Genomic DNA, 23,881 nt, shown 5'->3' with positions numbered 1-23,881 from the left:
GAGTCAGGCCGGGCGCAGCACAGCTGAGCCGTACCAATGGCAGGTGAACAGCGCCATCTCCACGTCGCGCCGGTCGTCGATCGGGCGACCGCGCCGCGCCACGGCCTGTTCCACGCGGCTTTTGAGCGCGGCGAAGGTGAGAGCGAGTTCGCCGGCCGCGGTCTCGTGCACCGAGCCGCTGTGCAGGAAGACGCGCAGTGTCTCGCGCAGCTCCGCGTCGTCGGCGGTGTCGGAGGCCAGCTCTCCCAGGACGTCTGCCACCCAGCCGCGGATCTCGTCGACGCCGGTACCCAGCAGCGCCGTGGCCACCATGTCGGGGTCGGTGGCCGCGGCGATCTTCGGACCCGGAAGCGTTGGCGCAGTGGGGCTTTCCCCACCTCGCGCCAGCACCGCCGCCCGCACCCGCTGGGCCTGACGGTGTGAGCGGCGGAACCCTTCGACCCCGGTCCCTACCGCGCCCAGCGCCAGGTTAGGTGATTCGGGCCGGGGCCGAGCGAACGCGCGGATGTCGGCGACGATGCGACTTGGTGCGGAACCGAACGGTAGCCAGATCCAGGCGCTGTTGCGGTCGGCGGCCGCGAAAAGGGGGTCGGAGGAGGTGTCCAGCGCCGCGGCCAGGCCTGCAATGAACCGTTGGATCCGGGACGGCTCGTCCCCCGCCGCCGCCGTGTCCGGGTACCACGCGATGAGCGCAAGATGTTGCCGCCCGAGCGGGTAACCGATTGTGGCAGAGGTGGTTTGGACGTCGACGTCGGTCCCGTCGGTCAGCACGTCCCGCACCCTCATGGCGCGGATGCTGTTCTGGTTCTGCAGCCAGTGCCGACGTTCATCCTCGAGTTCGGAGACCACGAGCGCAGACACGCGGTCGATGTATTCGAAGACCACCGTGGTGATCACCTCGATCACCGCCACCCTGACGCTTGCGTCGATATTCAGGGCACGCAGTTCGGCGAACACCAACTCGGTCACGTGCCGCTGGCCGAGTCGATAGCCCCGCACCAGCGCCGTGGACGGCAGACCGTGCTGTGCCGCGCGCCGGGCGTAGTCCAGCGCCGCCGCAGGCGCAGACAGTTCGTCCACCGGTGTGTCGCGCAGCAGCGCGTCGACGATCATCTGCAGGTTCGCCTGGACGCCCGCGGCCAGCATCTCACTCATCCGCGCATCGCGGCCCAACTCGGGGACCTGGTTCTCGATTGCGGTCCGGATCGTCACGCTGATCTGCTGGATCTGCTTTTCCAGCCGGGTCGCGATCACTGCGACGCAGTCGCGGACCTCGACGTCGTCGGGACCGGGCACATCAGTCACACACCGAACGTTAATCCCGGGCGTCAGCGATGGGTACTGGACCTCGGCGGCTGCTGTCGAACCGGTGCCACGGCGCGAGCTTCAACCTGATGGACCAGCTCTCCGAATCCAAGACGGCGATCGGCTTGAACATGCTGAAGCTGTGGGACGACCGCGGCACGCTGGAACCCTGGATCACCCCGCTGCGTCAAGCGCTCGACGACGGTATCGTCGCGCCGATCGTGCATGCGGCGGTGCCGTTTTCCCAAGCGCCCGAAGCGCATCGGATTCTCGCGGCCCGGGAGAACATCGGAAAGGTCGTGTTGGTGCCCTAGTGCGGGCAAGGTGAGGGATCTCGCCGAACGCTCAGCGATGTTCGGTGATCAGCGTGGCGATCCTGCCGCGATCCACCTTGCCTGTCGCGCTGTAGGGGATGTCGTCGACGATGGCCAGCCGCTCGGGCAGCTTGAAATAAGCGATGGACTCCCGGCAGTGCGACCGTAATTCGTCCAGTGTCACCGGCATTCGAGTCACGACCGCCGCCCCCACCCGCTGACCCAGTTCCTCGTCGGGTATCCCGGCCACCGCGACGTCGCGGACCGCCGGATGGGACCGCAGCGCCTCCTCCACCTCGATCGGCCCGAACTTCTCGCCGCCGCGGTTGATCGTGTCGCGCAGCCTGCCGCACGGATAGAGGTAACCGTCGGGGTCCTGTCGGCCGAGGTCACCGGTGCGCAACCAGCCGCCCGCGGTGTTGAGCGGGCTGTTGACCCACAGCTCGCCGACTTCGCCCGTCTCGACGTCGGCGCCGGTGGTGGGGTCGACCACGCGCACCTCGACCCCGGGCAGCGGCCGGCCCACCGAACCGGCGCGGGCCGGATCGTGGTGGTCCTCGGGCAACAGCTGCGCGTAGGTGCCCAGGGTTTCGGTCTGACCGAACACGTTGGTGAAACCCACGTGCGGCAGCGCGGCGACTGCCTTGCGCATCAACGTGATTGGTGCGGCGGCCGCCCCGTAGGTGATGGCGGCCAGTGAGGAGAGATCGGTGGCGGCGAAGTCGGGGTGCTCCAGGATTCGGTGCAGCATTGTCGGCACCAGGAACATGCCGGTCACCCGGTGTTCGGCGACCAGCCGTAACCATTCGCCGGCGTCGAACCGGCGCTGCACCACCAGGGTGTTGCCCGAGTACAGGCTGGCCAGCAACCCCAGGGCACCGCCCACGTGAAAGTAGGGGACGCACATCATCACCGCGGCGGGCGGCGTGTCCGGCGAGAACGGCTGCGATGTTCTGACCAGCCGCGCGGCGAGTTGGCGGCCGCCGATCGCGACCGTCTTGGGCAGCCCGGTGGTGCCGCTGGTGAACAGGACCATCGCGGGCTGGTCATCGAGACGGTCGGTGAGAAGCGGGATTTCGGGATGCAGCTCGCCGAGCAACTCGACATCGGTGAGCACGGTGGGCACCGTCGCTTCGCGCACCCGCTCCGCGTAGGCCTGCCCCGCCACCGCCGTGTCGGCGCATCCGGCGTTGGCGAGCAGGGCTTGCAGCTCGTGCGGGGTGAGGGCGGGATTCATCAGCGTGGCGGTGGCGCCGAGACGGGCCGCACCCAGCAGCGCGGCAATCGACAGCGGGCTGGCGGTGTCGATGACGGCGACCCGGTCACCGGCCACCACGCCGTGCGCGGCCAGGCCGGCGGCGCAAGCGCGGACGGCCTCGCCGAGCTCCCCGTAGCCGACGCGACGTTCGTCGATGATCAGGGCGGTCCGCTGCGGATCGCGTGCGGCGGCGTCGTCGATGAGCGTGCCGAGGTTCATGATCGTCTAGTAAAGCGGTGACCAGGTCGACGTCCGCAGCAGCCTGCTGGTCCATTGATCGCGCAGGTCCAACGCGTCGTGCAGCCAGGTACCTGGGGTGCGGTATTCGGCCGGGACGTGGGTGCGCAGCAGGTCGAGCAACGCTTCGGGCCGGCTGATCCGCTGCATCAGGATCACCTCCCGGCGCAGGTGGCTGCCGAGGGCGGGCTGGAACGAGGCGTGCATGGTCAGCATGGACGACGGCTGCTCGAGAGTGCGCGCGTACACCTCGCCGCACCGGACGATGTATTCCTCGAACTTGTCCTCGTAGGGCCACATGGTGTCTTCCATGTAGAGGCTGACGTCGTGTTCGCGCCCGTCGACGGGGATTTCGTCGAAGGACACGTCTTGCATCGGCGACCAGGCGAGCGGCACCATCAACTTGGCGTCCACGGTGTGGCGCAGTTCGTCGGTGTGATGCATCCAGTCGCGCAGATCGCCGTGCTGGACGCGTTTGGTCAGCCGCTCCCAGGCGGCTCCGTCGCGAACCGCGGTCACGGTGATGACGGTGTAGGCCGGGCCGCTGCCCTGCGCCTGATTGGTGTACCAGAGCAACCGGGCTTCGTCGCCGGCCGCCAGCGTGGGCATCCAGCCCTCCCGGAACGCGGCTTCGAACTCGTCCTCGGACCGCCCGCGCACCGTATGAACCTCGTGCATGAACAGCAACGCCACAACCTCCCACGGCGCGGCAGCCCGAACGCCTTATCTGCAAGTTTGTCTGGGACGTTAACCGGAGGGCTCCTAACTGTCCAAACCGCGGTCTGCGCCATCGGCTATCCGGCTGTCCACTCCCGCCACCCTGGGTCGGTGGCCTTCCCGCCGGAGGACCCGTGAATGGGTAAACGTGACCACCGGGCACGTTTTGTCGCAAATGCAGAGATCCGGCAGCCGAAATGCGATTCTGGAATGGTGCTACGGTAAGAAAGTTTTAGACCCAGTAAAATTCTAGCCATTTTACATTTTGGTTCTAGAACCACTTTCAGTGGAATAGTCGTCGACAATTTGTTATTTTCGCTGCGAGCTGCCGGCCGTCCGACATAGCGGCGAATAGGCGCAATTCAAATCAAAGAACGGCGAGGAATCGGCATGGCGACAATATCCTCCTTTCGCTCCAGGCCACGTCAGCGCGGAGGCCTTCCGCGAGCATCGGCGCCACGAATCACCGGTCACGAATTCTTCGAGTCGGATTCGCTGCTCGCAGCGCGGCTCTCCGAGATATTCGATTCCATTTATGAGGTCTACCGCGCCACGATGTACGGCCACACCCGCGAACAATTCGAACAGCACCTGCTGGCCGACGGCAACCTGCATCTCGCGCTCTACTACGGCTCCGGCGGCGAGATCGCCGGGTTCGCGTTCGTCGGAATTCAGTGCGTCGAACACGACGGCAAAACCGTCGCGGCGTTTTCCGGGGGCGGATTCTTTCGGCCGGGCTACCGGGACTGTGGCGTGCCTACCATGCGCTACTGCCTGCGCGAAGCGTTGCGATTCAAGCTGCGCCATCCCGGTGTGCCACTGGGCTACCTGGCCCGCACCTCGTCACCGGTCGCCTACCATCTGTTCGTCCGGACGCTGCCGCTGGTGTATCCCAGCCCCGCCCGGCCAACCCCGCCCGGTATCGACGCGTTGGTGCGCAAGTTGAGCGCAAGCCGCGGCTATAGCTTTATCGGCGACGACACGTGGATCGTGCGATCCGACGCCATCCCTCGCGACGCCTCCCGGATGCGCCGGCTCGAGGGCCATCCCAACGTGCGTTACTACTGCGCGCTGAACCCCAACTACTCCGTCGGTGAGGCGCTGCTGGTGTGGATGCCGCTGGGTGCCGCGACCATTGCGGGAGGCATATTTCGCCAACTGCGCCTGCTGGTGCGGCGATGAGCGTCGGCCGCGCGACCCTGGGCGGGCGGCCGCTGCTGGTGGCCATGGTTGCCGGGGCGTCGTATGGGAGCTGGGCGGCCGTGGTCAATCACGGCGCCGGGCTTGCGGCGGCACTGCGGGCTGCCGCGACGCAGATGTCGATGAGCGTGGTCGCGTCGTTCGCGCTGCAGCTGCTGCTCACCCGGCTGTTCTTCTGGGCGCGCACACCCGGTCGAGGTTTCTGGTTGTCCTCCATGGGCACGTCGACGCTGGCCGCGGCGGTGCTGACGGCCGGGCACGCGGTGAACGGGACACCGCACCTCGCAGCGACGCTCGCGCCGTCGTTGGTCATTGGAACCACGTTCTGCTTCGGCTATGCGCGCGCTCTGCTGGCTCGCGAGCGGGCGACGTCAGGGAACTGAACGCTGTTCGGTCCGCTGCGGGCGATACTGCGGTCTGGGCGGACCATCGCGGCCGTTAGCCGCGGCCGGCGGACTTCGATGACGGACGGAGCGGGCAGCCGGTACCCGGGATGCGCGCTCAGTGGCGATCCGGGTGAGCGGGATTGCGCGGGCAGGTACCCTTTTTAGTTATGGGTTCTAAGGAAAATGCGCGTACCGCTGTGCGCTTCGGCGCCGCGGCGCTGCTCGCCGCTGGTTGGGTCGCCTCGGCCGGTGTCGCCGCCGCCGATCCGGAGCCGTCACCGCCCCCCGCTCCGGCGGGACCTCCGGCGGGACCTGCGCCCGCGGGATCTCCCGCGCCGGCGGGTGCGCCCAAGACGACCATCGACCACGACGGCACCTACCTGGTCGGCAAGGACATCGTGCCGGGCGTGTACAGCACGGCGGGGCCCGTCGGCAACGGCACTTGCTACTGGAAGCGAACCGGCAACCCGGACGGCGCGCTGGTCGACAACGCAATGACCAAAAAGCCCCAGATCGTCCAGATTGAGCCCACCGACAAGGCATTCAAGACCAGCGGTTGCCAGCCGTGGCAGCCGTCGACCGAAGCGCCACCGCAGGAAGCCTCCCCCGCACAGGTGCAGGGAACTCTCGGCATCCTCAACGGATTGCTTGGCGGCGCCGGTCCACGCCCGTCCAACTAATCGCGGGCACTTCGGGGAAAGTCAGGCCGGCGGGGCCAGCGCGGACTCGACGGTGGTGTACATCGGCAGCAGGCGACGCAGTCCGCACGCGGCAATAGTGCGCGCCACAATCGGCTGACTGCTGACCAGTCGCAGATTCACGCCGCGACGCCGGCAGCGCACCGATTCTTGCGCCAACACCGCGTAGGCACAGGAGCCGAGGAATTCGAGCTCGCGGATGTCGATGACGAACGGGCCCGGCGCGATGGCGATGGCTGCGCTCTTGTTCATCAGACGCTGCCAGATGACCTCGTTGCTGGCGTCGATCTCACCGCCGACATGAACGACGACTGCCGAGCCGGTGCATTCGGTGACCGCCCGCAGCGTGCCGTTCGGATCGCTGATCTGCGAATCGAGTCGCGTGCTCGCGGAAGCGGGAGCAGATCCGATCGCGACAGTCTTCATCGTTCGCAGTGTCCCGTCGTCGTCTTGTTAGGGCCGCCGCCGGTCCGAGGCGGCTAAGTGTCGTCTGCCGAGTGACAGCGTAAATGTCTGCCGGTCCCGGCGAGGGGTTTCGTGATTACGGGCGTTAATCAGCATATGTCTAACAGCCGCGGCGGCCTAGGTGTGTGACCGGAATTTCCGGCGTGCCGGCCGCCCGGCTGCGACCGGACCGACCGGCCTGCCTTACCGCGTCGCGCGCTGGGCCCGCCGGGTCAGCAGCGACAGCAACCAGCTGACGATCGACAACAGGATCGCCGCCCAGATCGCGGTCCACCAGAAGTGGTCGATCTGCAGTCCCCAGTGGGTGGTGTGCTCGGTGATCCGGGCGGTGATCCACAACATGAACGCGTTGACGACGATGTGGAACAGGCCGAGGGTCAGGATGTACATCGGAATCGACAGGATCTGCACGATCGGCTTGACGATCGCATTGACGAACCCGAAGAGCACCGCGACGACGAAGATGATGGCGACCCGCTGCAGCGTCGTCTCACCACCGACGAAGCGCAGTCCGTGCACGAACAGGGTCACCACCCACAACGCGAGCCCGGTCAGCGCGGCACGCAACAGAAAAGCCGTCATGCGCAGATCCTGCCACCTAATCGAGTCCGTAGAAACGCATCGCGTTCAACGCGCCGATCTTTTCTCTCGAGCTTTCGTTCAGGTCGACTCGAGTCCGTAGCGGTCGGGTGCTTTCCGGCCATTCCCCGTCCCAGTGCGGGTAGTCGCTGGCGAACATGATGAAGTCGTCGCCGAGCACGTCGACCACCCCGGGCAGGATCGCCTCCTCCGGTTCGCAGGTCACCCAGATGTTGCCGGCGGTCAGATACTCATGCGGATCGCGTCGCCAGCCCCGCTCGATCCATCCGCCCCGCTTCTCGTAGTGCTCGTGCAGCCGATCCATGAAAAACGGAACCCAACCGGCGCCCGCCTCCAGGAAAGCGACCCGCAAGCCGGGATGACGCTCGAACACACCACCTGACACCAGCGCCGTCATCGCCGTCAGCTGGTCGAACGGGAAACTCACGCAGTGCACCTGGATGTAGTTGGTGAACCGGTCCACCCCGATCTTCGGCAGGTGCATCCCGGGGGCACCATGGATTCCCAGCGGCATGTCCAATTCGACGGCGGCGGCGTAGAACTCGTCGAGGTCGGGATGGTCGAGATTGCGGGTCCGCAGCGCCGGCGGCAGGTGTGTGGCGACCAATCCGAGATCTTTCGCCTCGGCCATGACGTCGATGGCGATGCTGCCGTGTTCGATCGGTGTCGCCGCCACGCCCCGCAGCCGGCCGCCGGTCGGTGCGCAGAAATCGGCGATCCACTGGTTGTAGAGCCGCGCGAAACCCGCCGCGAAGTCAGGGTCCTGCAGCGTGGGTACACACAGCCCGAGGCTGGGATAGAGCACCATCGTGTCGAGGTGGTCTCGGTCGGCGTCCTCGAGCATCCCCGCCGCCGTCGCGCACTGCAGGCCGGGCGCATCGGTGAGACCGTGCTCGACCGGGCAGCCGGCGCCGGGACCCCGGTCTTCGGGATAGTTGCGCCCTTCGATCACCAACCGCGGCCGGGCACCGGCGCTGAGTTGCACATGATCGGGCCAACGCCGCAGTGCTTCGGCCGCCAGCGTCGGGTTCTCGGCTACATGCCCGTCGGCGTCGACGATCCGCATAATCCGGAACATACTCGCGGTGCGTCAAACTCGCGGTAGCGCTGCGGGTCCGGCACGATTCACACGTGACACGACAGCGGCTGACCAGTGACCAGCGCAATTCGTTCATCGCGGCGTTTCTGGGCTGGACCATGGACGCCTTCGACTATTTCATCGTCGTGCTCGTCTATCAGGACATCGCCCAGACGTTCCACCGCAGCAAGACCGAGGTCGCATTCGTCACGACGGCCACCCTCGTGATGCGGCCGGTCGGCGCACTGCTGTTCGGATTGTGGGCAGACCGGGTCGGCCGGCGGCTGCCGTTGATGGTCGACGTCGCGTTCTACTCGATCGTCGGATTCCTGTGCGCGTTCGCGCCCAACTTCACCGTGCTGGTGATCCTGCGTCTGCTCTACGGCATCGGCATGGGTGGCGAGTGGGGGTTGGGTGCCGCGCTGGCCATGGAGAAGGTGCCCACCGAGCGGCGCGGCTTCTTCTCCGGACTGCTGCAGGAGGGCTACTCGTTCGGCTACCTGCTGGCCACCGTGGCGTCGCTGGTGGTGATGGACCTCTTCGGCCTGTCGTGGCGCTGGCTGTTCGCGCTGAGCATCATCCCGGCGCTGGTCAGCCTGATCATCCGCTACCGCGTCGAGGAATCCGAGGTGTGGGAGGCCGCCCAGGACCGGATGCGGCTGACCAAGACCAGGGTGCGCGACGTGCTACGCGACGCGAAGGTCATCCGGCGGTTCTTCTATCTGGTGCTGTTGATGACCGCGTTCAACTGGATGAGCCACGGCACCCAGGACGTCTACCCCACTTTCCTGAAAGCGACCACCGATGGCGGCGCGGCGTTGTCCAGCCCTACCGCCCGGTGGATCGTGGTGGGCTACAACGTCGGCGCCATCGTCGGCGGCCTCGTGTTCGGCACGCTGTCGCAGCGATTCGGGCGTCGCTACACCATCGTGTTCTGTGCGGTCCTGGCGCTGCCGATCGTGCCGGTGTTCGCCTATTCGCGGACCGCCGCGATGCTGTGCCTCGGCTCGTTCCTGATGCAGCTATTCGTGCAGGGCGCCTGGGGCGTAATCCCGGCGCACCTCACCGAGATGTCGCCGGATGCGATCCGCGGTCTGTATCCCGGAGTGACTTATCAGCTGGGAAACCTGTTGGCGGCGTTCAACTTACCGATCCAGGAACACCTGGCCGCGACCCACGGCTACCCGTTCGCGCTGGCGGCGACGATCGTGCCGGTGCTGACGATGGTGGCGTTGTTGACGTTCATCGGCAAAGACGCCACCGGGATCAAGTTCGGCAGCGCCGAAAGTTCTTTTCTGCCGGTGGAAGCGTCCTGAGCTAGGGCCCACTCAGCGCGCGCAGCAACATGTGCATGGCCACCGTGGTCGAACGCTCCCGAACGTCGGAGCGGTTTCCGGGCAGCCTGATGGTCCGCGTATCACCGCCGCCCTGCGCGGAGGCGACGGTGAAACACACTGTGCCCACCGGCTTTTCGGGGGTCCCACCGCCCGGCCCGGCGATTCCGGTGATAGCGACCGCGATGTCGGCGCCGAAGCGTTGCAGGGCGCCGGCCGCCATCGCCTCGGCGACCGGTTCGGAGACAGCGCCGTGCTGCTCGATAAGGGCCGGGTCGACGCCCAGCAGTTCCGCTTTGGCTTGGTTGGAGTAGCTGACTACGCCACCCATGACGTAGTCGGACGATCCGGCGCGTTCGGTGAGTCGTGCCGCCAGCAGCCCCGCGGTGCAGGACTCCGCGGTGGCGATCTTCCGCCCGGCCAGCAGCCGCGCGACCAGGTCGTCGACGGTGGAACCGTCTTCGGAGTAGAGCTGATGGCCGTGCTTGTCCCGCAGCAGCTGCGTGAGCTGCTGATACGCGCCCGCGGCGGCCGGCTCATAGCGTGTGACCATCTCGACCTCGCCGCCGCGCAGGCAGGTGGTGATCTCCAGCGCAGCGAAACCGGGGACGGTGGTCTCGGCTTCGCGCAGAGTCTCGGCCAGCCCTGATTCGGGCAGCCCGAACATCCGTAGCATCTCCTGCCGATAGATGGTGCGGCCGGCGATCGCCTGTTGCGCTGCCGGCGTTTCCAGGGCCGTGTGCCACATCGGTTGCAGTTCTCGCGGCGGGCCGGGCAGCACGATCACCGCGGGCGTGCCGGGTACCACCACGCCGGGTGCGGTACCCACCGGATCGAGCACCTGTGCCCCGGCGGGAACCATCGCCTGCTTGCGGTTGGCGGCCCGCACCGACTCGAAAGTCCCTGGATCCAAAGCGGATTGGAATGCAGGATTGCGCGACATCAGCTTCTTCAGGATGTTGGCGATCTTCTCCTCGACCACCTCGTCGAGGACCAGCTCGCGGTCGCAGAACCGGGCTACCACCTCCACGGTCATGTCGTCGGCCGTCGGGCCCAGCCCACCGCTGGTGACGATCAGGTCTACCCCCTGATCGGCCAGGAAGCGCAATTGCGCTTCGATGTCGGCGGGGCGGTCGCCGCAGATGGTGATGTGGGCCAGCTCGACGCCGAGGTCGAGAAGGCGGTCGGCGATCCACGGGCCGTTGCGGTCTTGGACCCGTCCGGTGAGAACCTCGGTGCCGGTTACCACGATGCCTGCGCGTGCGCTCACGACGTGAGCCTACGCAAGGTCGGCGCGAGCGCCTCGCGTGGATAGCGGGCGCTGCTCAGCTCAGCCGGGGCTACCCGGCTGACCGGGCTGCCCCGGCAGACCAGGTTGGCCTGGCTCGCCCGGTTGGCCTGGCTCGCCTGGTTGGCCCGGCTGGCCTGGCTCCCCCGGTTGGCCTGGCCGGCCACCGGCGCCGCCCGGACCGCACCGCCCGGGTTGACCGCCGGCCGCCGGCCCCGCCGTCGCCACCGCGCCCGCCGTCACCGCCGCGGCCGCCGTCGCCACCGCGTCCACCGTCACCACCGCGGCCGCCGGCTCCGCCCGCTCCGCCGGCCCCACCTGCCCCGCCGCGTCCACCGGCACCGCCTTGCCCGCCAACGCCACCCAGGCCGGCGCTGCGTTCGTCCCCGGTCATTCGGTCGGTACCGGTCGGTGAGCGGTCATCAGAAGGCCTCCTTGTGCCTGGTGCGGGTCGACCCGTGTCACGCTACGCGCCGGCCTGACATCGATTGGCCCTAACCGTCGGCGAGGTACCGCTCGATCGACTCGACCTTGTGTGTCATCGCGTCGCTGACACCGGTGCGCCAATCCGCCTTGATGACCGTGCTGACCCGCGGTGCCCTGGCAGCGACGGCTTCCACCGCGCGCTGCACCACAGACATCACCTCGTCCCAGGTGTCGCCCTCGATCACGGTGAACATCGCATCGGTCTTGTTGGGCAGCCCGCAATCACGCACCACCCGAACGGCTTCGGCGACGATCTCGCCGACACCCTCCCCCACGCCCAGCGGGGTTACCGAAAACGCGACCAAGACAGACATCTGGCGAGGGTACCCAGCCCGCCACCCCGGAGCCCAGATGGCAGCATCGGAGCCCATGCGAGCTCTGGTGCAGCGAGTCACGTCGGCGGCGGTGTCGGTGGACGGCAAGGTCGTGGGCGCCATCCGGCCCACCGGGCAGGGCCTGCTTGCGCTGGTCGGTGTCACCCACGACGACGACGCCGACAAGGCGCGGCGGCTGGCCGAGAAGTTGTGGAACCTGCGCATCCTGTCAGAGGAGATGTCCGCGGCCGACGTCAACGCTCCAATCCTGGTGATCAGTCAATTCACTCTCTACGCCGACACTGCCAAGGGCCGGCGCCCGTCGTGGAACGCCGCCGCGCCCGGCGCGGTCGCCGAGCCGCTGGTCGCCGAGTTCACCGCGGCGCTGCGCGGACTGGGTGCCACGGTGGAAACCGGGGTGTTCGGCGCCCACATGCAGGTCGAGCTGGTCAACGACGGGCCGGTGACAGTGCTGCTCGAGCTGTGACGGGTACGTTCTGGGCTATGACGCCAACCAATTTCGGCTCGCTACGTTCCGACGACGACCAGTGGGACATCGTCAGCGGGGTCGGCTACACCGCGCTGCTGGTGGCGGGCTGGCGTGCACTGCATGCGCTGAGCCCCCGACCGCTGGTTGTCGACGACTTCGCCACCCTGTTCATCGAGGCCACCGCCGACCCTTATCTCACCGGTCTGCTGGACAACCCCGGGAGCTCGCAGGACGAGACGACCTTTCCCCGCCTCTACGGCGTGCAGACCCGATTCTTCGACGACTTCTTCACCGCCGCCGCCGACACCGGAATCCGGCAGGCGGTGATCGTCGCCGCCGGCCTGGACTCACGTGCCTACCGGCTTCAATGGCCGCCTGGCACAACGGTTTTCGAAGTAGATCTACCGAAAGTGCTTGAGTTCAAGGCGCGTGTGCTCTCCGAGCGGGCCGCGGTGCCGACCGCCGACCGCGTGGAGGTGGCCGCCGATCTGCGCACCGACTGGCCCGCCGCGTTGAGCATGGCCGGCTTCGATCCGGGACGGCCCAGTGCCTGGTCGGTGGAGGGTCTGCTGCCCTACCTGAACGGCGATGCGCAGCAAGCGCTGTTCAGTCGGATCGACGAACTGTGCGCCGCGGGCAGCCGGATCTCGACGGGCGCGCTGGGGTCCTGCCTGGACCGGGAGCGACTCGCGGAGTTGGAAGAGGACCACCCGGGCGTCAGCATGTCCGGCGAGGTCGACTTCTCCGCCCTCACCTACGCCGATTCCGTCGACCCGGCCGGATGGCTGGGCGCGCACGGCTGGGCCGTCGAACCGGTGCGCACCAACCCCGAGCTCCAGCGGCGCTACGGGCTAGTCCCGTCGGAAATCGACGTCAAACTCGACGCCTTCATGCACTCGCAGTACGTCACCGCGACCAAAAGCTAAGGGCGCAAAAGGATCTTCACGTCCTCACCGGAGCGTGACGCGGCCGTCGCGTAGGCCGTCGCCGCGTCGGCCAGCGGCAGCGTCGCAGTGAAGATGCCCTCGACGTCCAACCGGCCGGACTGCAGTAACGGGATGAGTTCCGGCCAGGTGCGCTGCACCGGCGCGGTGGTCCAGCGCACCGTGATGCTGCGGATCAGGCAGCCCAGCGCCGGGAACGGAAAGGGTTGCAGGTCATGCACCCCGACCACCGAGACGGTGCCGCCCGGCCGCACCGCGAACAGCGCGTCGGTGAGCGAGGCGTCGGTGGCGACGGCGTCGATGACCGCGTCGGCGCCGCGACCGCCGGTGGCAGCCAGGACCGCCTCGACCGCCGGCGGCTCGATCGGGGTGGCGCCCCAGCCGGCCGCCCGCTGTAGCCGGCCCGGCACCCGGTCTACCGCGAAAACCGTTGCCGCACCCTGGGCGAACGCACTGCGCAGCGCACACAGACCGACCGCACCCAACCCGATCACCACGACGGTGCCCCCGTACGGGATGTCGGCGCGTTGCGCGGCGGCCCAGCCGGTGGCCAGGTTGTCGGTGAGCAGCAGCGCCTGCTCGGTGCTGATGCCCTCGGGAATCTTGCGGGCCTGGAAGTCGGCTGCGTGCACGGCGAGCAGGTCCGTCTGGGCGCCTGGCAGCACGCCGCCGCCGAAGATGTTCAGACCGGAGTGACACATCACCGGGTCGTTGGTGGCGCACCCCGGGCACGATCCGCAACCGGCCACCGACGACACCATCACCTCGTCGCCGACCTTTAGGGTGCGTACGTCGGGTCCGGCTGCCACGACCGTGCCGACGGCTTCATGGCCCAGCGCGATCGGCTCGGCCAGCGGATAGTCACCCTCGTAGAAGTGCAGGTCGGACCCGCAGATCCCGGCGGCGCTCACCGCGACGATCACCCCGTCCGGGCCGGTCAGTGCCGGATCTTGCCGGGTGTCCACCCGGATGCTGGCCGGCCCGTCCACGACTACCGTACGCATTGGGTGCTCACTTTCCTTTTGTCACAACGAAATTGGACCAATCGGGTTCGCGTACCGCAGCCCAGTATTCGTTGAGGCGCCATGGGCTGACGGTGTGGATCTCGCCGTCGGCGTTCTTGAAATAGGAGTACTTGACCGCGGGGTGCGACCACACCATCTTCTTGATCTCGGTTTGGGTGCGTCGATGCCAGTCGGTGGCGGCCTCGGCGGTGGGCTCGATGGCGGTGATGTGCCGTTCGGCCATGTGCTGCAGGCACAGGTTGATGTAGCGCATCTGGAGTTCGGATTGGAAGATCAGGCTGCCGCCGTGGGCCAGGTGGGTACCCGGCCCGTAAATGAGGAACAGATTCGGAAAGCCCGGAACCGTGACGCCCAGGTAAGCGTACGGCCGGCTGCCCCACACCTGGCGTAGATCAATTCCGTTGCGGCCCTTGATCTTCAGCGGCCACAACACGTCGGTGTGGCGGAATCCGGTGGCGTAGACGATCACGTCCACCTGGTGGGTGACGCCGTCCTCGGTGACGATGCCGCGCGGGGTGATCCGCTGGATCGGCGTGCGCACCAGTTCGACGTTGTCGCGCTGCAGCGTCCGCAGCCAGCTGCCGTTGTCCTGCAGGGTGCGCTTGCCGGTGGCTGGATAGTCGGGCAGCACCTTGTCCACCAGGGGGTCGCCTTCGGGTATCTGACTGGTGATCCACTGGCTGAACATCACCCGGGCGGCGGCGTTGATGTCGCTGACCGCATAGTCCCCCCGGCCTTCCGGATCGACGTAGTCGGGGTCGCCTTGCGCGGCATCCAGACCTTTGTCGGCGCCCGGCCACAGCAGCAGGAACCGGTACCAGCGCCCGTAGCAAGGCAGGTGGTCCATCGCCCAGCGCACCCCGTCGGGAACCTCGTCGTGGTACATCGGATTGGGAAACATCCACTGTGCGGTGCGCTGGAACACCGTGAGCTGCTCGACCTGGTCGGAGATCGCCGGTGCGATCTGAAACCCGCTGGCACCGGCGCCGACCAGGGCGACGCGCTTGCCGGTCAGGTCGACGGAATGATCCCAGGCCGCGGAGTGGAACGACGGGCCCTCGAACGTGTCGGCGCCGTCGATGTCGGGCAGCGCCGGTCGGTTCAGCTGGCCGACCGCGGTGATCACCGCACGCGCCTGCACCGTGTCTTCGGTGCCGCCGGCGCAGCGCACCCGGACCGTCCAGCTGCCCGACTCGTCGTCCCATTCGGCTCCGAGAACCTCGGTGTTCCAGCGGGTGTGCGCCGTCAGGTCGTGCTTTTGCATGACCTTGGTGAAGTAGTCCCGCAGCTCGGGCTGCTCGGCGAAGAAGTGCGTCCAGTCGTTGTTGGGTTCAAAGCTGTAGCAGTAGAAGTGATTCGCCACGTCCACCCGGGCACCGGGATAGCTGTTCTCCCACCAGGTTCCACCCGGGCCGGCGTTCTTTTCGATGATGGTGAACGGAATGTTGGCTTGTTTCAACCGGATTCCGGCCAAGATGCCGGATTCGCCGCAGCCGATCACGATCACCGGAAAGTCGGCCATGTGCTCGGCCGGCAGGGCGACGGGGCGGCGCGGGTCGGCGCCCTCGAGGTCCATCTCCTCGCGGGCCAGCGGCAGGTAGTCGTCGGGAACGTGTTCGCATGCCGCCCAATCCATCATTTCCCGGATCAGGTCATCGCTGAGCGGCTCGGGTTCGGGACAGCCGCGGTCGCGGTAGTCGACGATCACCGGCAGCGCCTCGGCGCGGGCGCGGGCCTTGTCCTCTTCGGACATGAAGCCCTGGACCTCGTTGAGGAACACGCCCATCTGCTTGAAGTCGCGGATGAACCGTGCGTCGCCGGTGATGTGCACCAGCGACAGCAGCAGCGTCGGGATACTGACGTCCTCGAGCGCGGCGGCGATGTCCGCGGTGGAGGTGGTGAAGGGCTTCCCGGCGTAGCGACTGCGCATCGAGGCCGATCCTTTCGGTGGGATTCTCAATTACGCTACTCCACGTTTCGTAATTGCGGCATTACGCTACCCCGCGGCCGTGTAACGGATCAAGAGCACCCGCTACTACTTGTGCGACACGTCCTCCACCAGTCCCCCGTCGACCACGAATTCGGCCGCGGTGGCATACGACGACTCGTCGCTGGCCAGGAACAACACGAACGACGACACGTCCTGCGCCTCCCCCGCGCGGCCCAGTGGAATGTTGAGCGCGTCCTGGGGCAGCTTGGCCGTCATCTCGGTGCGAATGAAGCCGGGGTGAATCGAGTTGACCCGAATGTTGTTGGGCGCCAACTCCAATGCCGCGGATTTGGTCAGCCCGCGCACCGCCCATTTCGACGTCACGTAGCCGTGCACCCAGGCGGCGCCGCGCAGGCCCTCGATCGAGGAGATGTTGATGATGGATCCACCGCCCGCGGCGATCATCGGGTCGACGACGGCTTGCAGGCCCAACAGGGTGCCGGTGACGTTGACGTCGAGGACCCGTTGCCACTTGGCCAGGTCGAAGGTCTTCAGCGGCCCGTAGTTGATGATGCCGGCGTTGTTGACCAGTACGTTCAGCGTGCCGAACGTGTCGACGGCCGTCGCGGCCGCCGCCGCCCAGTCCGCCGGTTGCGTCACGTCGAGATGCACGAACCGGGTGGCATCACCCAGCTCGGCGGCCAGCGCCCGGCCTTCGGCATCGAGAATGTCCCCGATCACCACCTTGGCGCCCTCGGCCACCAGCAGCCGCGCGTGCGAGGCTCCCATCCCCCGAGCTGCGCCGCTGATCAGTGCAACTTTCCCGGCCACGCGTCCCATGACGGCCGACGCTACCGTAGGGCGGCGTGCTGAACGGCGTTAGTTGCCAGGTGCCGAACCTGACTGGTCTGGCTGTGCCCGTCCGTACTAAACTAGAACACGTTTCAATTCTTCCGCTTCGGTCAAGCTTCTTAGGAGCAGGCATGCATACCGCGATTTGCGACGAGCTCGGCATCGAGTTCCCGATCTTCGCCTTCACCCACTGCCGCGATGTCGTGGTGGCGGTCAGCAAGGCCGGTGGCTTCGGCGTGCTGGGAGCGGTCGGCTTCACGCCCGAGCAGCTCGAGATCGAACTCAACTGGATCGACGAGAACATCGGCGACCACCCCTACGGCGTCGACATCGTCATCCCGAACAAGTACGAGGGCATGGACTCACACCTGTCGGCCGAGGAGCTGGCCGAGACGCTGCGCAAGATGGTGCCCCAGGAGCACCTGGACTTCGGCAAGAAGATCCTGGCCGACCACGGTGTCCCGGTCGAGGACAGCGACGGCGACACCCTGCAGCTGCTCGGCTGGACCGAGGCGACCGCCACCCCGCAGGTCGAGGTCGCGCTGAAGCACCCGAAGGTGAAGATGATCGCCAACGCGCTCGGCACCCCGCCGGCCGACATGATCAAGCACATCCACGACGCGGGCCTCAAAGTGGCGGCGTTGTGCGGCTCCCCCTCGCAGGCACGCAAGCACGCCGACGCCGGCGTCGACATCATCATCGCCCAGGGCGGTGAGGCCGGTGGGCACTGCGGCGAGGTCGGCTCGATCGTGTTGTGGCCGCAGGTCGTCAAGGAAGTGGCGCCGCTGCCGGTGCTCGGCGCGGGCGGCATCGGCAGCGGACAGCAGATCGCCGCCGCGCTGGCGCTGGGTTGCCAGGGCGCCTGGACCGGCTCGCAGTGGCTGATGGTCGAAGAGTCCTCCAACACCCCGGTCCAGCAGGCGGCCTACGTCAAGGCGGGCAGCCGCGACACCGTGCGCAGCCGGTCGTTCACCGGGAAGCCGGCCCGAATGCTGCGCAACGACTGGACCGAGGCCTGGGAGCAGCCGGAGAACCCCAAGCCGCTCGGGATGCCGCTGCAGTACATGGTCTCCGGCATGGCCGTGCGCGCCACCAACCGGTATCCGAACGAGTCCGTCGACGTGGCATTCAACCCGGTCGGTCAGGTGGTCGGTCAGTTCACCAAGGTGGAGAAAACCGCGACGGTGATCGAGCGCTGGGTTCAGGAGTACCTGGAAGCGACCACCAAGCTCGACGAACTCAACGCCGCCGCCAGCGTCTGACGGCGGCGCGGTTGGTCAGCGCTGCACTGAGGTCACTCGAACTCAGTCGAGCTCCTCGTCCTTGCCGGTGAAGACCTCTTTCACCCGGTCGACGGCGTCGGTGGCGATGTCCACGGAGCTCTGGACGATGCCGCTGGCACCACCGGCGACGTCACCTTTGAGGATGGCGGTGACGTTCTCGACGATGTCTGCGGATTTTTCGACCGTGTTCACCGCGATGTCGCGCACCGCATCGACGGCATCCTTGGGGTCGAAAGCCATGAGAGTCTCCTATTCGTTGAAGGATGATCTGACTGTAGAGCCCGGGGAAGTCGACTGACGAGTGACGAACGTCAGTAGTTGACCAGAGTTCGCCAGTATTCCTCCGGAATCTCACCGCCGGACCGCAGGATTCGCGCCAGCCCGGCGGCCATCGCGATTCCGAGCAGACCGAGCCATAATCCTGCCAGCCCGATCAGCCACCACAGCACGCTGGTGACCGTCGGCCATGGCGACAGCACGGCCAGCACCGGCGCGAAGAAGAAACCGCACCCGATGTACCACGCGGAGCCCGCCCGGTCGGAAGCCAGGACGAACCGCAGCCATCGCGGGACGGGTTGCGGGTCAGGTGCGTCGCTCATTGTCGCCGGCCACGGATCGGTCAGGGCTCGGGCGGGAAGAATCCTGCCCCGGTGAACCATCCCTCTTGCCAGCCCTGAGCGCCCAGACACAGCATCGGCAACCCGGCCGGCGACTGCGCCGCGACTTTCGGTCCAGGGCACGGCGCGCCGATCTGCTGGACGCCGCGCAGCGGGTAGGAGATCACCCAGTACCCGGTCTCGGCCGGCGGGAACTGATTGGGCGGCGGGAAATGGCAGGCCTCGGCCTGACCGCTGGGGCCGCGGCCGAAGATGAAGCGCTCGTAGTTGTCGCACGGCGCGCCCAGCGACGCGTCGTAGTTCATCCCCGGCACGTCGCCTTCCCAGCGTCCGTTGTCGGCACCGGCCACCGGCGCCAGTCCGATCGCCGTACCCGTGACCGCGGCGGCGGTGAGCAGTTCGCGAATCATCAAGTTCCCCTTCGTGGCACCGGTGTTCACCGATGAGCATAACGATTGCCGCCGACGCCACAAGGCCACATCGTGGATCACGACCGCCTTTGCCGAAGACGATGCAGTGGACGTCAGGTTGCCCGACGCGACGACCGGAGCGGATCGTTAAGTGCCCGCGCACCCGGCCAGGTCGAGTGCGCCGAGGTCGACGACGGGTGCCCGCTGCGCTGCGACACCGGATTGAATGACTTTGCTGTGTGCGCGGCAGCCGCGTGCGGGCGCCGATGCGCCCCGGCCCGTTTCCCGCCAATGCTTCCCAATGGCGGTGTAGCAATGGAGTATTGGCACCAGACAACCACCGGGACTACAAAGGAGTGGGCCTTGTCAACGACGCACCCAGCCGCCGAAGCGCACGTCACGCCGAACCTGCCGCCCGGATTCGACTTCACCGATCCCGATATCCACGCCGAGCGGCTGCCCGTCGAGGAGCTCGCCGAGCTGCGCCGTACCGCGCCGATCTGGTGGAACGAGCAGCCGTTCGGAGTCGGCGGTTTCGACGACGGCGGCTTCTGGGTGGTCACCAAACACAAGGACGTCAAAGAGATTTCCCGGCGCAGCGACGTCTTTTCCAGCCTGGCGAAGACCGCGCTGCCGCGATACAAGGACGGCACCGTCCAAGAGCAGGTCGACCGGGGTAAGTTCGTCCTGCTCAACCAGGACGCCCCGCACCACACCCGGTTGCGCAAGATCATCTCCCGCGGTTTCACCCCCCGCGCCGTGGAGAGGCTGCGCGACGACCTCAACGAGCGGGCCCGCCGGATCGTCGAGGTCGCGGCGGCCCGAGGCTCCGGCGACTTCGTCGAGCAGGTGTCCTGCGAGCTGCCGCTGCAGGCCATTGCCGGGCTGCTCGGCGTCCCCCAGGAAGATCGGATGAAGCTGTTCCACTGGTCGAATCAGATGGTCGGTGACCAGGACCCCGAGTTCGAAAACAACGACGCCATCACGGCTTCGATGGAACTGATCATGTACGCCATGCAGATGGCCGCCGACCGGGCTCAGAACCCCGGCGAGGACATCGTCACCAAGCTGGTCCAGGCCGACGTCGACGGCCACAAGCTCTCCGACGACGAGTTCGGTTTCTTCGTGATCCTGCTCGCGGTGGCCGGCAACGAGACCACCCGCAACTCGATCACTCAGGGCATGATGGCGTTCACCGACTTCCCCGACCAGTGGGAGCTGTACAAGCGGGAGCGCCCGGTGACCACGGCCGACGAGATCGTCCGGTGGGCTACCCCGGTCACCTCGTTCCAGCGCACCGCCCTGCAGGACTACGAACTGTCCGGTGTCCAGATCAAGAACGGTCAGCGGGTGGTGATGGTCTACCGGTCGGCGAACTTCGACGAGGAAGTGTTCGACGACCCGTTCAGCTTCAACATCCTGCGCGACCCCAACCCGCACGTCGGGTTCGGCGGCACCGGAGCGCACTACTGCATCGGGGCCAACCTGGCGCGGATGACGATCGATCTGATGTTCAACGCGATCGCCGACGCCATGCCCAACCTGGAATCGGTGGGCAAACCCGAGCGGTTGCGCTCGGGCTGGCTCAACGGCATCAAGCACTGGCAGGTCGACTACCATACCGATGGCAGTGCGAAATGCCCGGTGGCACACTGATATTCGCTGAGTAGCCAATGTCGACACACAAAGCAGTGCACGTCGCGGCGCCGGACGCATCCTTGGAACTGACCGACGTCGAAACCGTCACGCCCGGTCGTGGCGAGGTACGCATCGCCGTCTCCGCATGCGGAATATGCGGCACCGACCGCCATTTCGTGCACGGCGGCTTTCCCGACATGACTTGGCCGTTCACCCCGGGGCACGAAATCGCCGGAACCATCGCCGAACTCGGTCCCGGCGTCGACGAGTTCGCGGTCGGCGACCGCGTTGCGGTCGGCTGGTTCGGCGGCAACTGCAGCCACTGCGACCCTTGCCGCAAGGGCATTTTCATCCACTGCGCCAACATGAAAGTGCCCAGCTGGCAGTACCCCGGCGGCTATGCGGAGTCGGTGACGGTCCCGGCCTCTGCGCTGGCCCGGATTCCCGCCGGGCTCTCCGACGTCGAAGCCGCCCCGATGGGCTGCGCGGGCGTCACCACCTACAACGCGCTGCGGCACACCAAGGCGCTGCCCGGTGACCGGGTCGCCGTCCTCGGGGTCGGTGGGCTCGGCCACCTCGGTGTGCAATTCGCCCGGGCGATGGGCTTCGAGACCATTGCCATCGCGCGCGGTGCCGACAAAGCCGAAGACGCCAGAACCCTGGGTGCGCACCACTACATCGACTCCACCAGCTGCAACGTCGCCGAGGCGCTGCGCGGCCTGGGCGGGGCGGCGGTGGTGCTGGCCACCGCCGGCAACTCGGCGGCCATGGCCGACACGATCGGCGGGTTGCTGCCCCAGGGCGAATTGGTCGCCATCGGAGTGACGGCCGACCCACTGCCGATCAGCCCGATGCAGTTGATCACCCCCGGCCTGCGCGTCACCGGTCATCCGTCCGGAACCGCCAAAGATGTCGAGGAGACAATGCATTTCGCGGTCCTGTCGGGTGTGCGGGCGTGGGTCGAGCAGCTACCGCTGGCGCAAGCTGCCGAGGGCTTTGCGGCGCTGGAGCAGGGGCGCGCGCATTACCGCACCGTCCTGACCATGTGACACCGCGCGCGAGTACAGTTCTGCCGTGGCTGCTGATGAGTATGTGTCCTGGTCCATCGATGCTGCGGACGGTGAGTTGCTTCTGCACACCGGCGTCGCGGGGCGCGCGGCGCGGATGGGGCATCGGCTCACCATCGCGATGACGAGGTGGCGGGCGGAAGTGAACTGGGTCGGCGGCGAACCCGATACGGCTGAGCTGGTAGTCGAAGTCGATTCGTTCGAGGTGCTGCGCGGCGAGGGCGGCGTCAAAAGCCTGTCCGGGCCGGAGAAAACCATGGTGCGCGCGAACGCATTGAAATCGTTGTCCGCCAGTCGATTTCCCGAAATCCGGTTCGCCGCCGACTCGATCGAGTCGACCGACTCGGGATACCGATTGAGCGGAACGCTGCACATCTGTGGCAAATCCCGTGCGCACCAGGTTGAGCTACACACCGAGGATCTCGGCGACTCCTGGCGAATGTCCGCCGAATCCGTAGTGCGCCAAACCGATTACGGGGTCAAACCGTACTCGATGTTCATGGGGTCGTTGCAGGTCACCGACGAGGTCACGGTGTCCTTCACCGCTGTCCGGCACAAAGACCAGTGACCGCCGCACACTGACGGCTCCTACTCGGGCGGGCGACCGGGCTCGGCAACAGAGTCGGGCAGCGGCTCGACCGCACCGCTGAGCTGGTACGGGCCGTTAGCGGGTTCCGGGGCGGGCACCGCACGGTTCGGCTGACCGCCGGGCGCGGGTTCGTCGACCTGCGCACCACCGGTGAGGTGCACCGGAGCGGGCGGCCGCGGCGCCGGCGCAGCCGTCGCCGCGACGGCTTCGGCGACCTGCGGCTTGGGCTCGTGGCCGACGTGCCGGCCGGGGCCGGCGTCGCTGCCCGGCGACAACTGCAAACCCACGGCCGCGGACACGGACGCCACGAAGGTGACCGCGGCGGCGGCCAATGTGGTGGCGGCGCCCGCGTACTGGCGGCGCAAGCGGACGGGGGCGGCCGCGACCGGCTCGACTTCCTCATCTGCCAGCGCCACCAATTCGGCGTCGGTGAACTCGGTGCTCTGCGCGGCGGTCAGGGCAGCGCCCCGCGCCACCGTCACCTGTGCCATGGTCTGGGCGAAGACGGGCACCGGCAGCACTTTCTCCAACTGCCAGGAGAAGTCGCTGACGTCGTCCTCGGAACCCACCACGACCACCCCGGCCGGACGCCAGGTGTTGCGGTCGAACATGCCGGACAGCCACGACGACAAGCCGTCGAAACCGCCACGGACGTGCTTGACGGCCGTCTGCGTCTGTCCGTCGTGCGTATCCACCATGACGACGGTCGCCCACTCGTGCTCGAGAATGCAGACCGCGGTCTGCTGGTATCCGATGACCGGCGCGATGGCCTTGGCCAGGGTTTCCACCGCGTCGAGCTGCCGGACCGGCACCACGTTGTCGAAGCCGGCGTCGGCCAACGCCTCCTGCAGCAGTGCGGCTTGAGCCGCGGCCTCGTCGGTCCAGGTCACACCGACCACATGCAACCGGTGATCGCTGGCGGTCGCCATTTCCCGGGCCCGCACCACTTCGGCCGCCAGCTGTTCGGCCGTGTGGGCCGCACGCACGCTGTGACCCTCGTGCCGGCCATCCTGCAACGGCAGCTCGCAATGGCCCAGAATTGCGCCGTCGGCGTCGTGTCCTTCAGCAAGCACCCACCCGAAGGTGGTTGGAGTCACTGACAGCCCAAGTACCGTATCCAAAGTTTTCGCACCTCAATCTGCCCGGACCTTGCCGCAACTGGTTGCGATACCGCCGGCACCAAGGGGCGGGTGCGCAGCGCGTCAGCGACGAAATGGCCCGAGATAGCGTGTCCGCAGTCGGCTTGCTCGGAGCGAGCCTACGCGGTCGGTGCAAGTTCGGCTGCGCTGGTCCGGGAACGGCCGGAAATGGTTGCGGCGCCGCCGGCGACGCCACGAATGCCGCCGAGAATTGGGT

The 23,881-nt window shown here is 67.2% G+C and carries 24 protein-coding genes and 3 pseudogenes; 11 read left to right on the top strand and 16 right to left on the bottom strand.

Features of this window, described 5'->3' with window-relative positions:
• Positions 1 to 3: 3 nt before the first annotated feature.
• Positions 4 to 1,305: a PucR family transcriptional regulator gene (locus MKCMC460_RS15675; RefSeq protein WP_238304538.1), complete on the bottom strand. Its 1,302-nt coding sequence runs from the start codon at positions 1,303 to 1,305 to the stop codon at positions 4 to 6.
• 80 nt (positions 1,306 to 1,385) lie between these two features.
• On the opposite strand from MKCMC460_RS15675, the pseudogene MKCMC460_RS15670 reads away from it, so the two are divergent.
• A pseudogene (locus MKCMC460_RS15670) lies at positions 1,386 to 1,619 on the top strand (zinc-binding dehydrogenase); the annotation flags it as partial.
• Between the two features lie 31 nt (positions 1,620 to 1,650).
• On the opposite strand, the gene MKCMC460_RS15665 reads toward MKCMC460_RS15670, so the two are convergent.
• Both MKCMC460_RS15665 and MKCMC460_RS15660 read right to left on the bottom strand, forming a co-directional pair.
• Positions 1,651 to 3,096 carry a class I adenylate-forming enzyme family protein gene (locus MKCMC460_RS15665; protein WP_236983470.1) on the bottom strand — a complete coding sequence of 482 codons (1,446 nt, stop codon included), beginning with the start codon at positions 3,094 to 3,096 and terminating at the stop codon, positions 1,651 to 1,653.
• A gap of 6 nt (positions 3,097 to 3,102) precedes the next feature.
• Positions 3,103 to 3,774 carry a hypothetical protein gene (locus MKCMC460_RS15660; protein WP_236983472.1) on the bottom strand — a complete coding sequence of 224 codons (672 nt, stop codon included), beginning with the start codon at positions 3,772 to 3,774 and terminating at the stop codon, positions 3,103 to 3,105.
• Between the two features lie 447 nt (positions 3,775 to 4,221).
• Between MKCMC460_RS15660 and MKCMC460_RS15655 the strand changes: the two genes are divergently transcribed.
• From MKCMC460_RS15655 to MKCMC460_RS15645, 3 genes are all read left to right on the top strand, one after another.
• A complete protein-coding gene (locus MKCMC460_RS15655; protein WP_238304537.1) occupies positions 4,222 to 5,013 on the top strand; it encodes a hypothetical protein in 792 nt (263 codons plus the stop codon).
• Complete coding sequence (locus tag MKCMC460_RS15650) at positions 5,010 to 5,414, top strand: hypothetical protein (protein ID WP_236983476.1); 405 nt, start codon at positions 5,010 to 5,012, stop codon at positions 5,412 to 5,414. Before MKCMC460_RS15655 ends, MKCMC460_RS15650 begins: the two co-directional genes overlap by 4 nt.
• Positions 5,415 to 5,584: 170 nt before the next feature.
• On the top strand, positions 5,585 to 6,097 hold the full coding sequence (locus MKCMC460_RS15645; protein ID WP_236983478.1) for a hypothetical protein: 513 nt from the start codon (positions 5,585 to 5,587) through the stop codon (positions 6,095 to 6,097).
• Between the two features lie 21 nt (positions 6,098 to 6,118).
• Here the strand turns inward: MKCMC460_RS15645 and MKCMC460_RS15640 are convergent, their stop codons facing one another.
• The 3 genes from MKCMC460_RS15640 to MKCMC460_RS15630 form a co-directional block, all read right to left on the bottom strand.
• Entirely contained in the window at positions 6,119 to 6,541 is a 423-nt protein-coding gene (locus MKCMC460_RS15640) for an anti-sigma factor antagonist (protein WP_236983480.1), read from the bottom strand.
• Positions 6,542 to 6,763: 222 nt separating this feature from the next.
• Positions 6,764 to 7,162, bottom strand: coding sequence for a phage holin family protein (locus MKCMC460_RS15635; protein WP_236983482.1), 399 nt, complete (start codon positions 7,160 to 7,162; stop codon positions 6,764 to 6,766).
• Between the two features lie 16 nt (positions 7,163 to 7,178).
• Entirely contained in the window at positions 7,179 to 8,246 is a 1,068-nt protein-coding gene (locus MKCMC460_RS15630) for an amidohydrolase family protein (protein WP_236983484.1), read from the bottom strand.
• A 65-nt stretch (positions 8,247 to 8,311) separates the two neighbouring features.
• On the opposite strand from MKCMC460_RS15630, the gene MKCMC460_RS15625 reads away from it, so the two are divergent.
• Complete coding sequence (locus MKCMC460_RS15625; RefSeq protein WP_236983487.1) at positions 8,312 to 9,574, top strand: MFS transporter; 1,263 nt, start codon at positions 8,312 to 8,314, stop codon at positions 9,572 to 9,574.
• Between the two features lies 1 nt (position 9,575).
• Here the strand turns inward: MKCMC460_RS15625 and MKCMC460_RS15620 are convergent, their stop codons facing one another.
• The 3 genes from MKCMC460_RS15620 to MKCMC460_RS15610 all read right to left on the bottom strand — a co-directional run bounded on the left by MKCMC460_RS15620 (position 9,576) and on the right by MKCMC460_RS15610 (position 11,680).
• Positions 9,576 to 10,862, bottom strand: coding sequence for a competence/damage-inducible protein A (locus MKCMC460_RS15620; protein ID WP_236983489.1), 1,287 nt, complete (start codon positions 10,860 to 10,862; stop codon positions 9,576 to 9,578).
• A 60-nt stretch (positions 10,863 to 10,922) separates the two neighbouring features.
• Positions 10,923 to 11,243 carry a collagen-like protein gene (locus MKCMC460_RS15615; protein WP_238304536.1) on the bottom strand — a complete coding sequence of 107 codons (321 nt, stop codon included), beginning with the start codon at positions 11,241 to 11,243 and terminating at the stop codon, positions 10,923 to 10,925.
• A 131-nt stretch (positions 11,244 to 11,374) separates the two neighbouring features.
• The gene (locus tag MKCMC460_RS15610; RefSeq protein WP_236983493.1) at positions 11,375 to 11,680 is read right to left on the bottom strand and encodes an MTH1187 family thiamine-binding protein; all 306 of its coding nucleotides are present in this window, start codon (positions 11,678 to 11,680) and stop codon (positions 11,375 to 11,377) included.
• A 55-nt stretch (positions 11,681 to 11,735) separates the two neighbouring features.
• Here MKCMC460_RS15610 and dtd point away from each other — a divergent pair, with 55 nt between their 5' ends.
• Together dtd and MKCMC460_RS15600 are read left to right on the top strand one after the other, a co-directional pair.
• Positions 11,736 to 12,167 carry a D-aminoacyl-tRNA deacylase gene (gene dtd, locus MKCMC460_RS15605; RefSeq protein ID WP_236983495.1) on the top strand — a complete coding sequence of 144 codons (432 nt, stop codon included), beginning with the start codon at positions 11,736 to 11,738 and terminating at the stop codon, positions 12,165 to 12,167.
• Positions 12,168 to 12,184: 17 nt separating this feature from the next.
• Positions 12,185 to 13,090: pseudogene (locus MKCMC460_RS15600) on the top strand (class I SAM-dependent methyltransferase); the annotation flags it as partial.
• On the opposite strand, the pseudogene MKCMC460_RS15595 reads toward MKCMC460_RS15600, so the two are convergent.
• From MKCMC460_RS15595 to MKCMC460_RS15585, 3 genes and pseudogenes are all read right to left on the bottom strand, one after another.
• A pseudogene (locus tag MKCMC460_RS15595) lies at positions 13,022 to 14,118 on the bottom strand (alcohol dehydrogenase catalytic domain-containing protein). The pseudogenes MKCMC460_RS15600 and MKCMC460_RS15595 sit on opposite strands and share 69 nt — an antisense overlap.
• 7 nt (positions 14,119 to 14,125) lie before the next feature.
• Positions 14,126 to 16,069 carry an NAD(P)/FAD-dependent oxidoreductase gene (locus MKCMC460_RS15590; protein ID WP_236983497.1) on the bottom strand — a complete coding sequence of 648 codons (1,944 nt, stop codon included), beginning with the start codon at positions 16,067 to 16,069 and terminating at the stop codon, positions 14,126 to 14,128.
• A gap of 105 nt (positions 16,070 to 16,174) precedes the next feature.
• Positions 16,175 to 16,909 carry a glucose 1-dehydrogenase gene (locus MKCMC460_RS15585; protein ID WP_236983499.1) on the bottom strand — a complete coding sequence of 245 codons (735 nt, stop codon included), beginning with the start codon at positions 16,907 to 16,909 and terminating at the stop codon, positions 16,175 to 16,177.
• A gap of 143 nt (positions 16,910 to 17,052) precedes the next feature.
• On the opposite strand from MKCMC460_RS15585, the gene MKCMC460_RS15580 reads away from it, so the two are divergent.
• Entirely contained in the window at positions 17,053 to 18,183 is a 1,131-nt protein-coding gene (locus MKCMC460_RS15580; RefSeq protein ID WP_236983501.1) for a nitronate monooxygenase, read from the top strand.
• A 42-nt stretch (positions 18,184 to 18,225) separates the two neighbouring features.
• Here MKCMC460_RS15580 and MKCMC460_RS15575 read toward each other — a convergent pair whose 3' ends face one another.
• The 3 genes from MKCMC460_RS15575 to MKCMC460_RS15565 form a co-directional block, all read right to left on the bottom strand.
• A complete protein-coding gene (locus tag MKCMC460_RS15575; protein WP_236983503.1) occupies positions 18,226 to 18,444 on the bottom strand; it encodes a hypothetical protein in 219 nt (72 codons plus the stop codon).
• 71 nt (positions 18,445 to 18,515) lie between these two features.
• On the bottom strand, positions 18,516 to 18,803 hold the full coding sequence (locus MKCMC460_RS15570; RefSeq protein ID WP_236984123.1) for a hypothetical protein: 288 nt from the start codon (positions 18,801 to 18,803) through the stop codon (positions 18,516 to 18,518).
• A 20-nt stretch (positions 18,804 to 18,823) separates the two neighbouring features.
• Complete coding sequence (locus MKCMC460_RS15565; protein ID WP_238304535.1) at positions 18,824 to 19,231, bottom strand: hypothetical protein; 408 nt, start codon at positions 19,229 to 19,231, stop codon at positions 18,824 to 18,826.
• Positions 19,232 to 19,594: 363 nt separating this feature from the next.
• Between MKCMC460_RS15565 and MKCMC460_RS15560 the strand changes: the two genes are divergently transcribed.
• From MKCMC460_RS15560 to MKCMC460_RS15550, 3 genes are read left to right on the top strand one after another with little or no spacing between them, the layout of a single operon-like run.
• Positions 19,595 to 20,887 carry a cytochrome P450 gene (locus MKCMC460_RS15560; RefSeq protein ID WP_236983505.1) on the top strand — a complete coding sequence of 431 codons (1,293 nt, stop codon included), beginning with the start codon at positions 19,595 to 19,597 and terminating at the stop codon, positions 20,885 to 20,887.
• 17 nt (positions 20,888 to 20,904) lie between these two features.
• On the top strand, positions 20,905 to 21,918 hold the full coding sequence (locus MKCMC460_RS15555; RefSeq protein ID WP_236983507.1) for an alcohol dehydrogenase catalytic domain-containing protein: 1,014 nt from the start codon (positions 20,905 to 20,907) through the stop codon (positions 21,916 to 21,918).
• 25 nt (positions 21,919 to 21,943) lie between these two features.
• On the top strand, positions 21,944 to 22,504 hold the full coding sequence (locus MKCMC460_RS15550) for a YceI family protein (protein WP_236983509.1): 561 nt from the start codon (positions 21,944 to 21,946) through the stop codon (positions 22,502 to 22,504).
• Between the two features lie 20 nt (positions 22,505 to 22,524).
• Here MKCMC460_RS15550 and MKCMC460_RS15545 read toward each other — a convergent pair whose 3' ends face one another.
• Complete coding sequence (locus MKCMC460_RS15545; RefSeq protein WP_236983511.1) at positions 22,525 to 23,646, bottom strand: hypothetical protein; 1,122 nt, start codon at positions 23,644 to 23,646, stop codon at positions 22,525 to 22,527.
• Positions 23,647 to 23,881 lie beyond the last annotated feature (235 nt).

This window comes from Mycobacterium sp. 20KCMC460 (genome assembly GCF_022179425.1).
Lineage (GTDB): Bacteria > Actinomycetota > Actinomycetes > Mycobacteriales > Mycobacteriaceae > Mycobacterium > Mycobacterium kiyosense.
Note: the sequence above shows the minus strand (reverse complement) of the source record. Positions and strands in the feature narration are given on the sequence as shown.

Bases quoted from the DNA above. Each gene is read 5' to 3' on its own strand.
- MKCMC460_RS15665 (WP_236983470.1), bottom strand. From the start codon at position 3,096: ATGAACCTCGGCACGCTCATCGACGACGCCGCCGCACGCGATCCGCAG.
- MKCMC460_RS15655 (WP_238304537.1), top strand. From the start codon at position 4,222: ATGGCGACAATATCCTCCTTTCGCTCCAGGCCACGTCAGCGCGGAGGC.
- MKCMC460_RS15650 (WP_236983476.1), top strand. From the start codon at position 5,010: ATGAGCGTCGGCCGCGCGACCCTGGGCGGGCGGCCGCTGCTGGTGGCC.
- MKCMC460_RS15645 (WP_236983478.1), top strand. From the start codon at position 5,585: ATGGGTTCTAAGGAAAATGCGCGTACCGCTGTGCGCTTCGGCGCCGCG.
- MKCMC460_RS15640 (WP_236983480.1), bottom strand. From the start codon at position 6,541: ATGAAGACTGTCGCGATCGGATCTGCTCCCGCTTCCGCGAGCACGCGA.
- MKCMC460_RS15635 (WP_236983482.1), bottom strand. From the start codon at position 7,162: ATGACGGCTTTTCTGTTGCGTGCCGCGCTGACCGGGCTCGCGTTGTGG.
- MKCMC460_RS15630 (WP_236983484.1), bottom strand. From the start codon at position 8,246: ATGCGGATCGTCGACGCCGACGGGCATGTAGCCGAGAACCCGACGCTG.
- MKCMC460_RS15610 (WP_236983493.1), bottom strand. From the start codon at position 11,680: ATGTCTGTCTTGGTCGCGTTTTCGGTAACCCCGCTGGGCGTGGGGGAG.
- dtd (WP_236983495.1), top strand. From the start codon at position 11,736: ATGCGAGCTCTGGTGCAGCGAGTCACGTCGGCGGCGGTGTCGGTGGAC.
- MKCMC460_RS15590 (WP_236983497.1), bottom strand. From the start codon at position 16,069: ATGCGCAGTCGCTACGCCGGGAAGCCCTTCACCACCTCCACCGCGGAC.
- MKCMC460_RS15585 (WP_236983499.1), bottom strand. From the start codon at position 16,909: ATGGGACGCGTGGCCGGGAAAGTTGCACTGATCAGCGGCGCAGCTCGG.
- MKCMC460_RS15580 (WP_236983501.1), top strand. From the start codon at position 17,053: ATGCATACCGCGATTTGCGACGAGCTCGGCATCGAGTTCCCGATCTTC.
- MKCMC460_RS15575 (WP_236983503.1), bottom strand. From the start codon at position 18,444: ATGGCTTTCGACCCCAAGGATGCCGTCGATGCGGTGCGCGACATCGCG.
- MKCMC460_RS15570 (WP_236984123.1), bottom strand. From the start codon at position 18,803: ATGAGCGACGCACCTGACCCGCAACCCGTCCCGCGATGGCTGCGGTTC.
- MKCMC460_RS15565 (WP_238304535.1), bottom strand. From the start codon at position 19,231: ATGATTCGCGAACTGCTCACCGCCGCCGCGGTCACGGGTACGGCGATC.
- MKCMC460_RS15555 (WP_236983507.1), top strand. From the start codon at position 20,905: ATGTCGACACACAAAGCAGTGCACGTCGCGGCGCCGGACGCATCCTTG.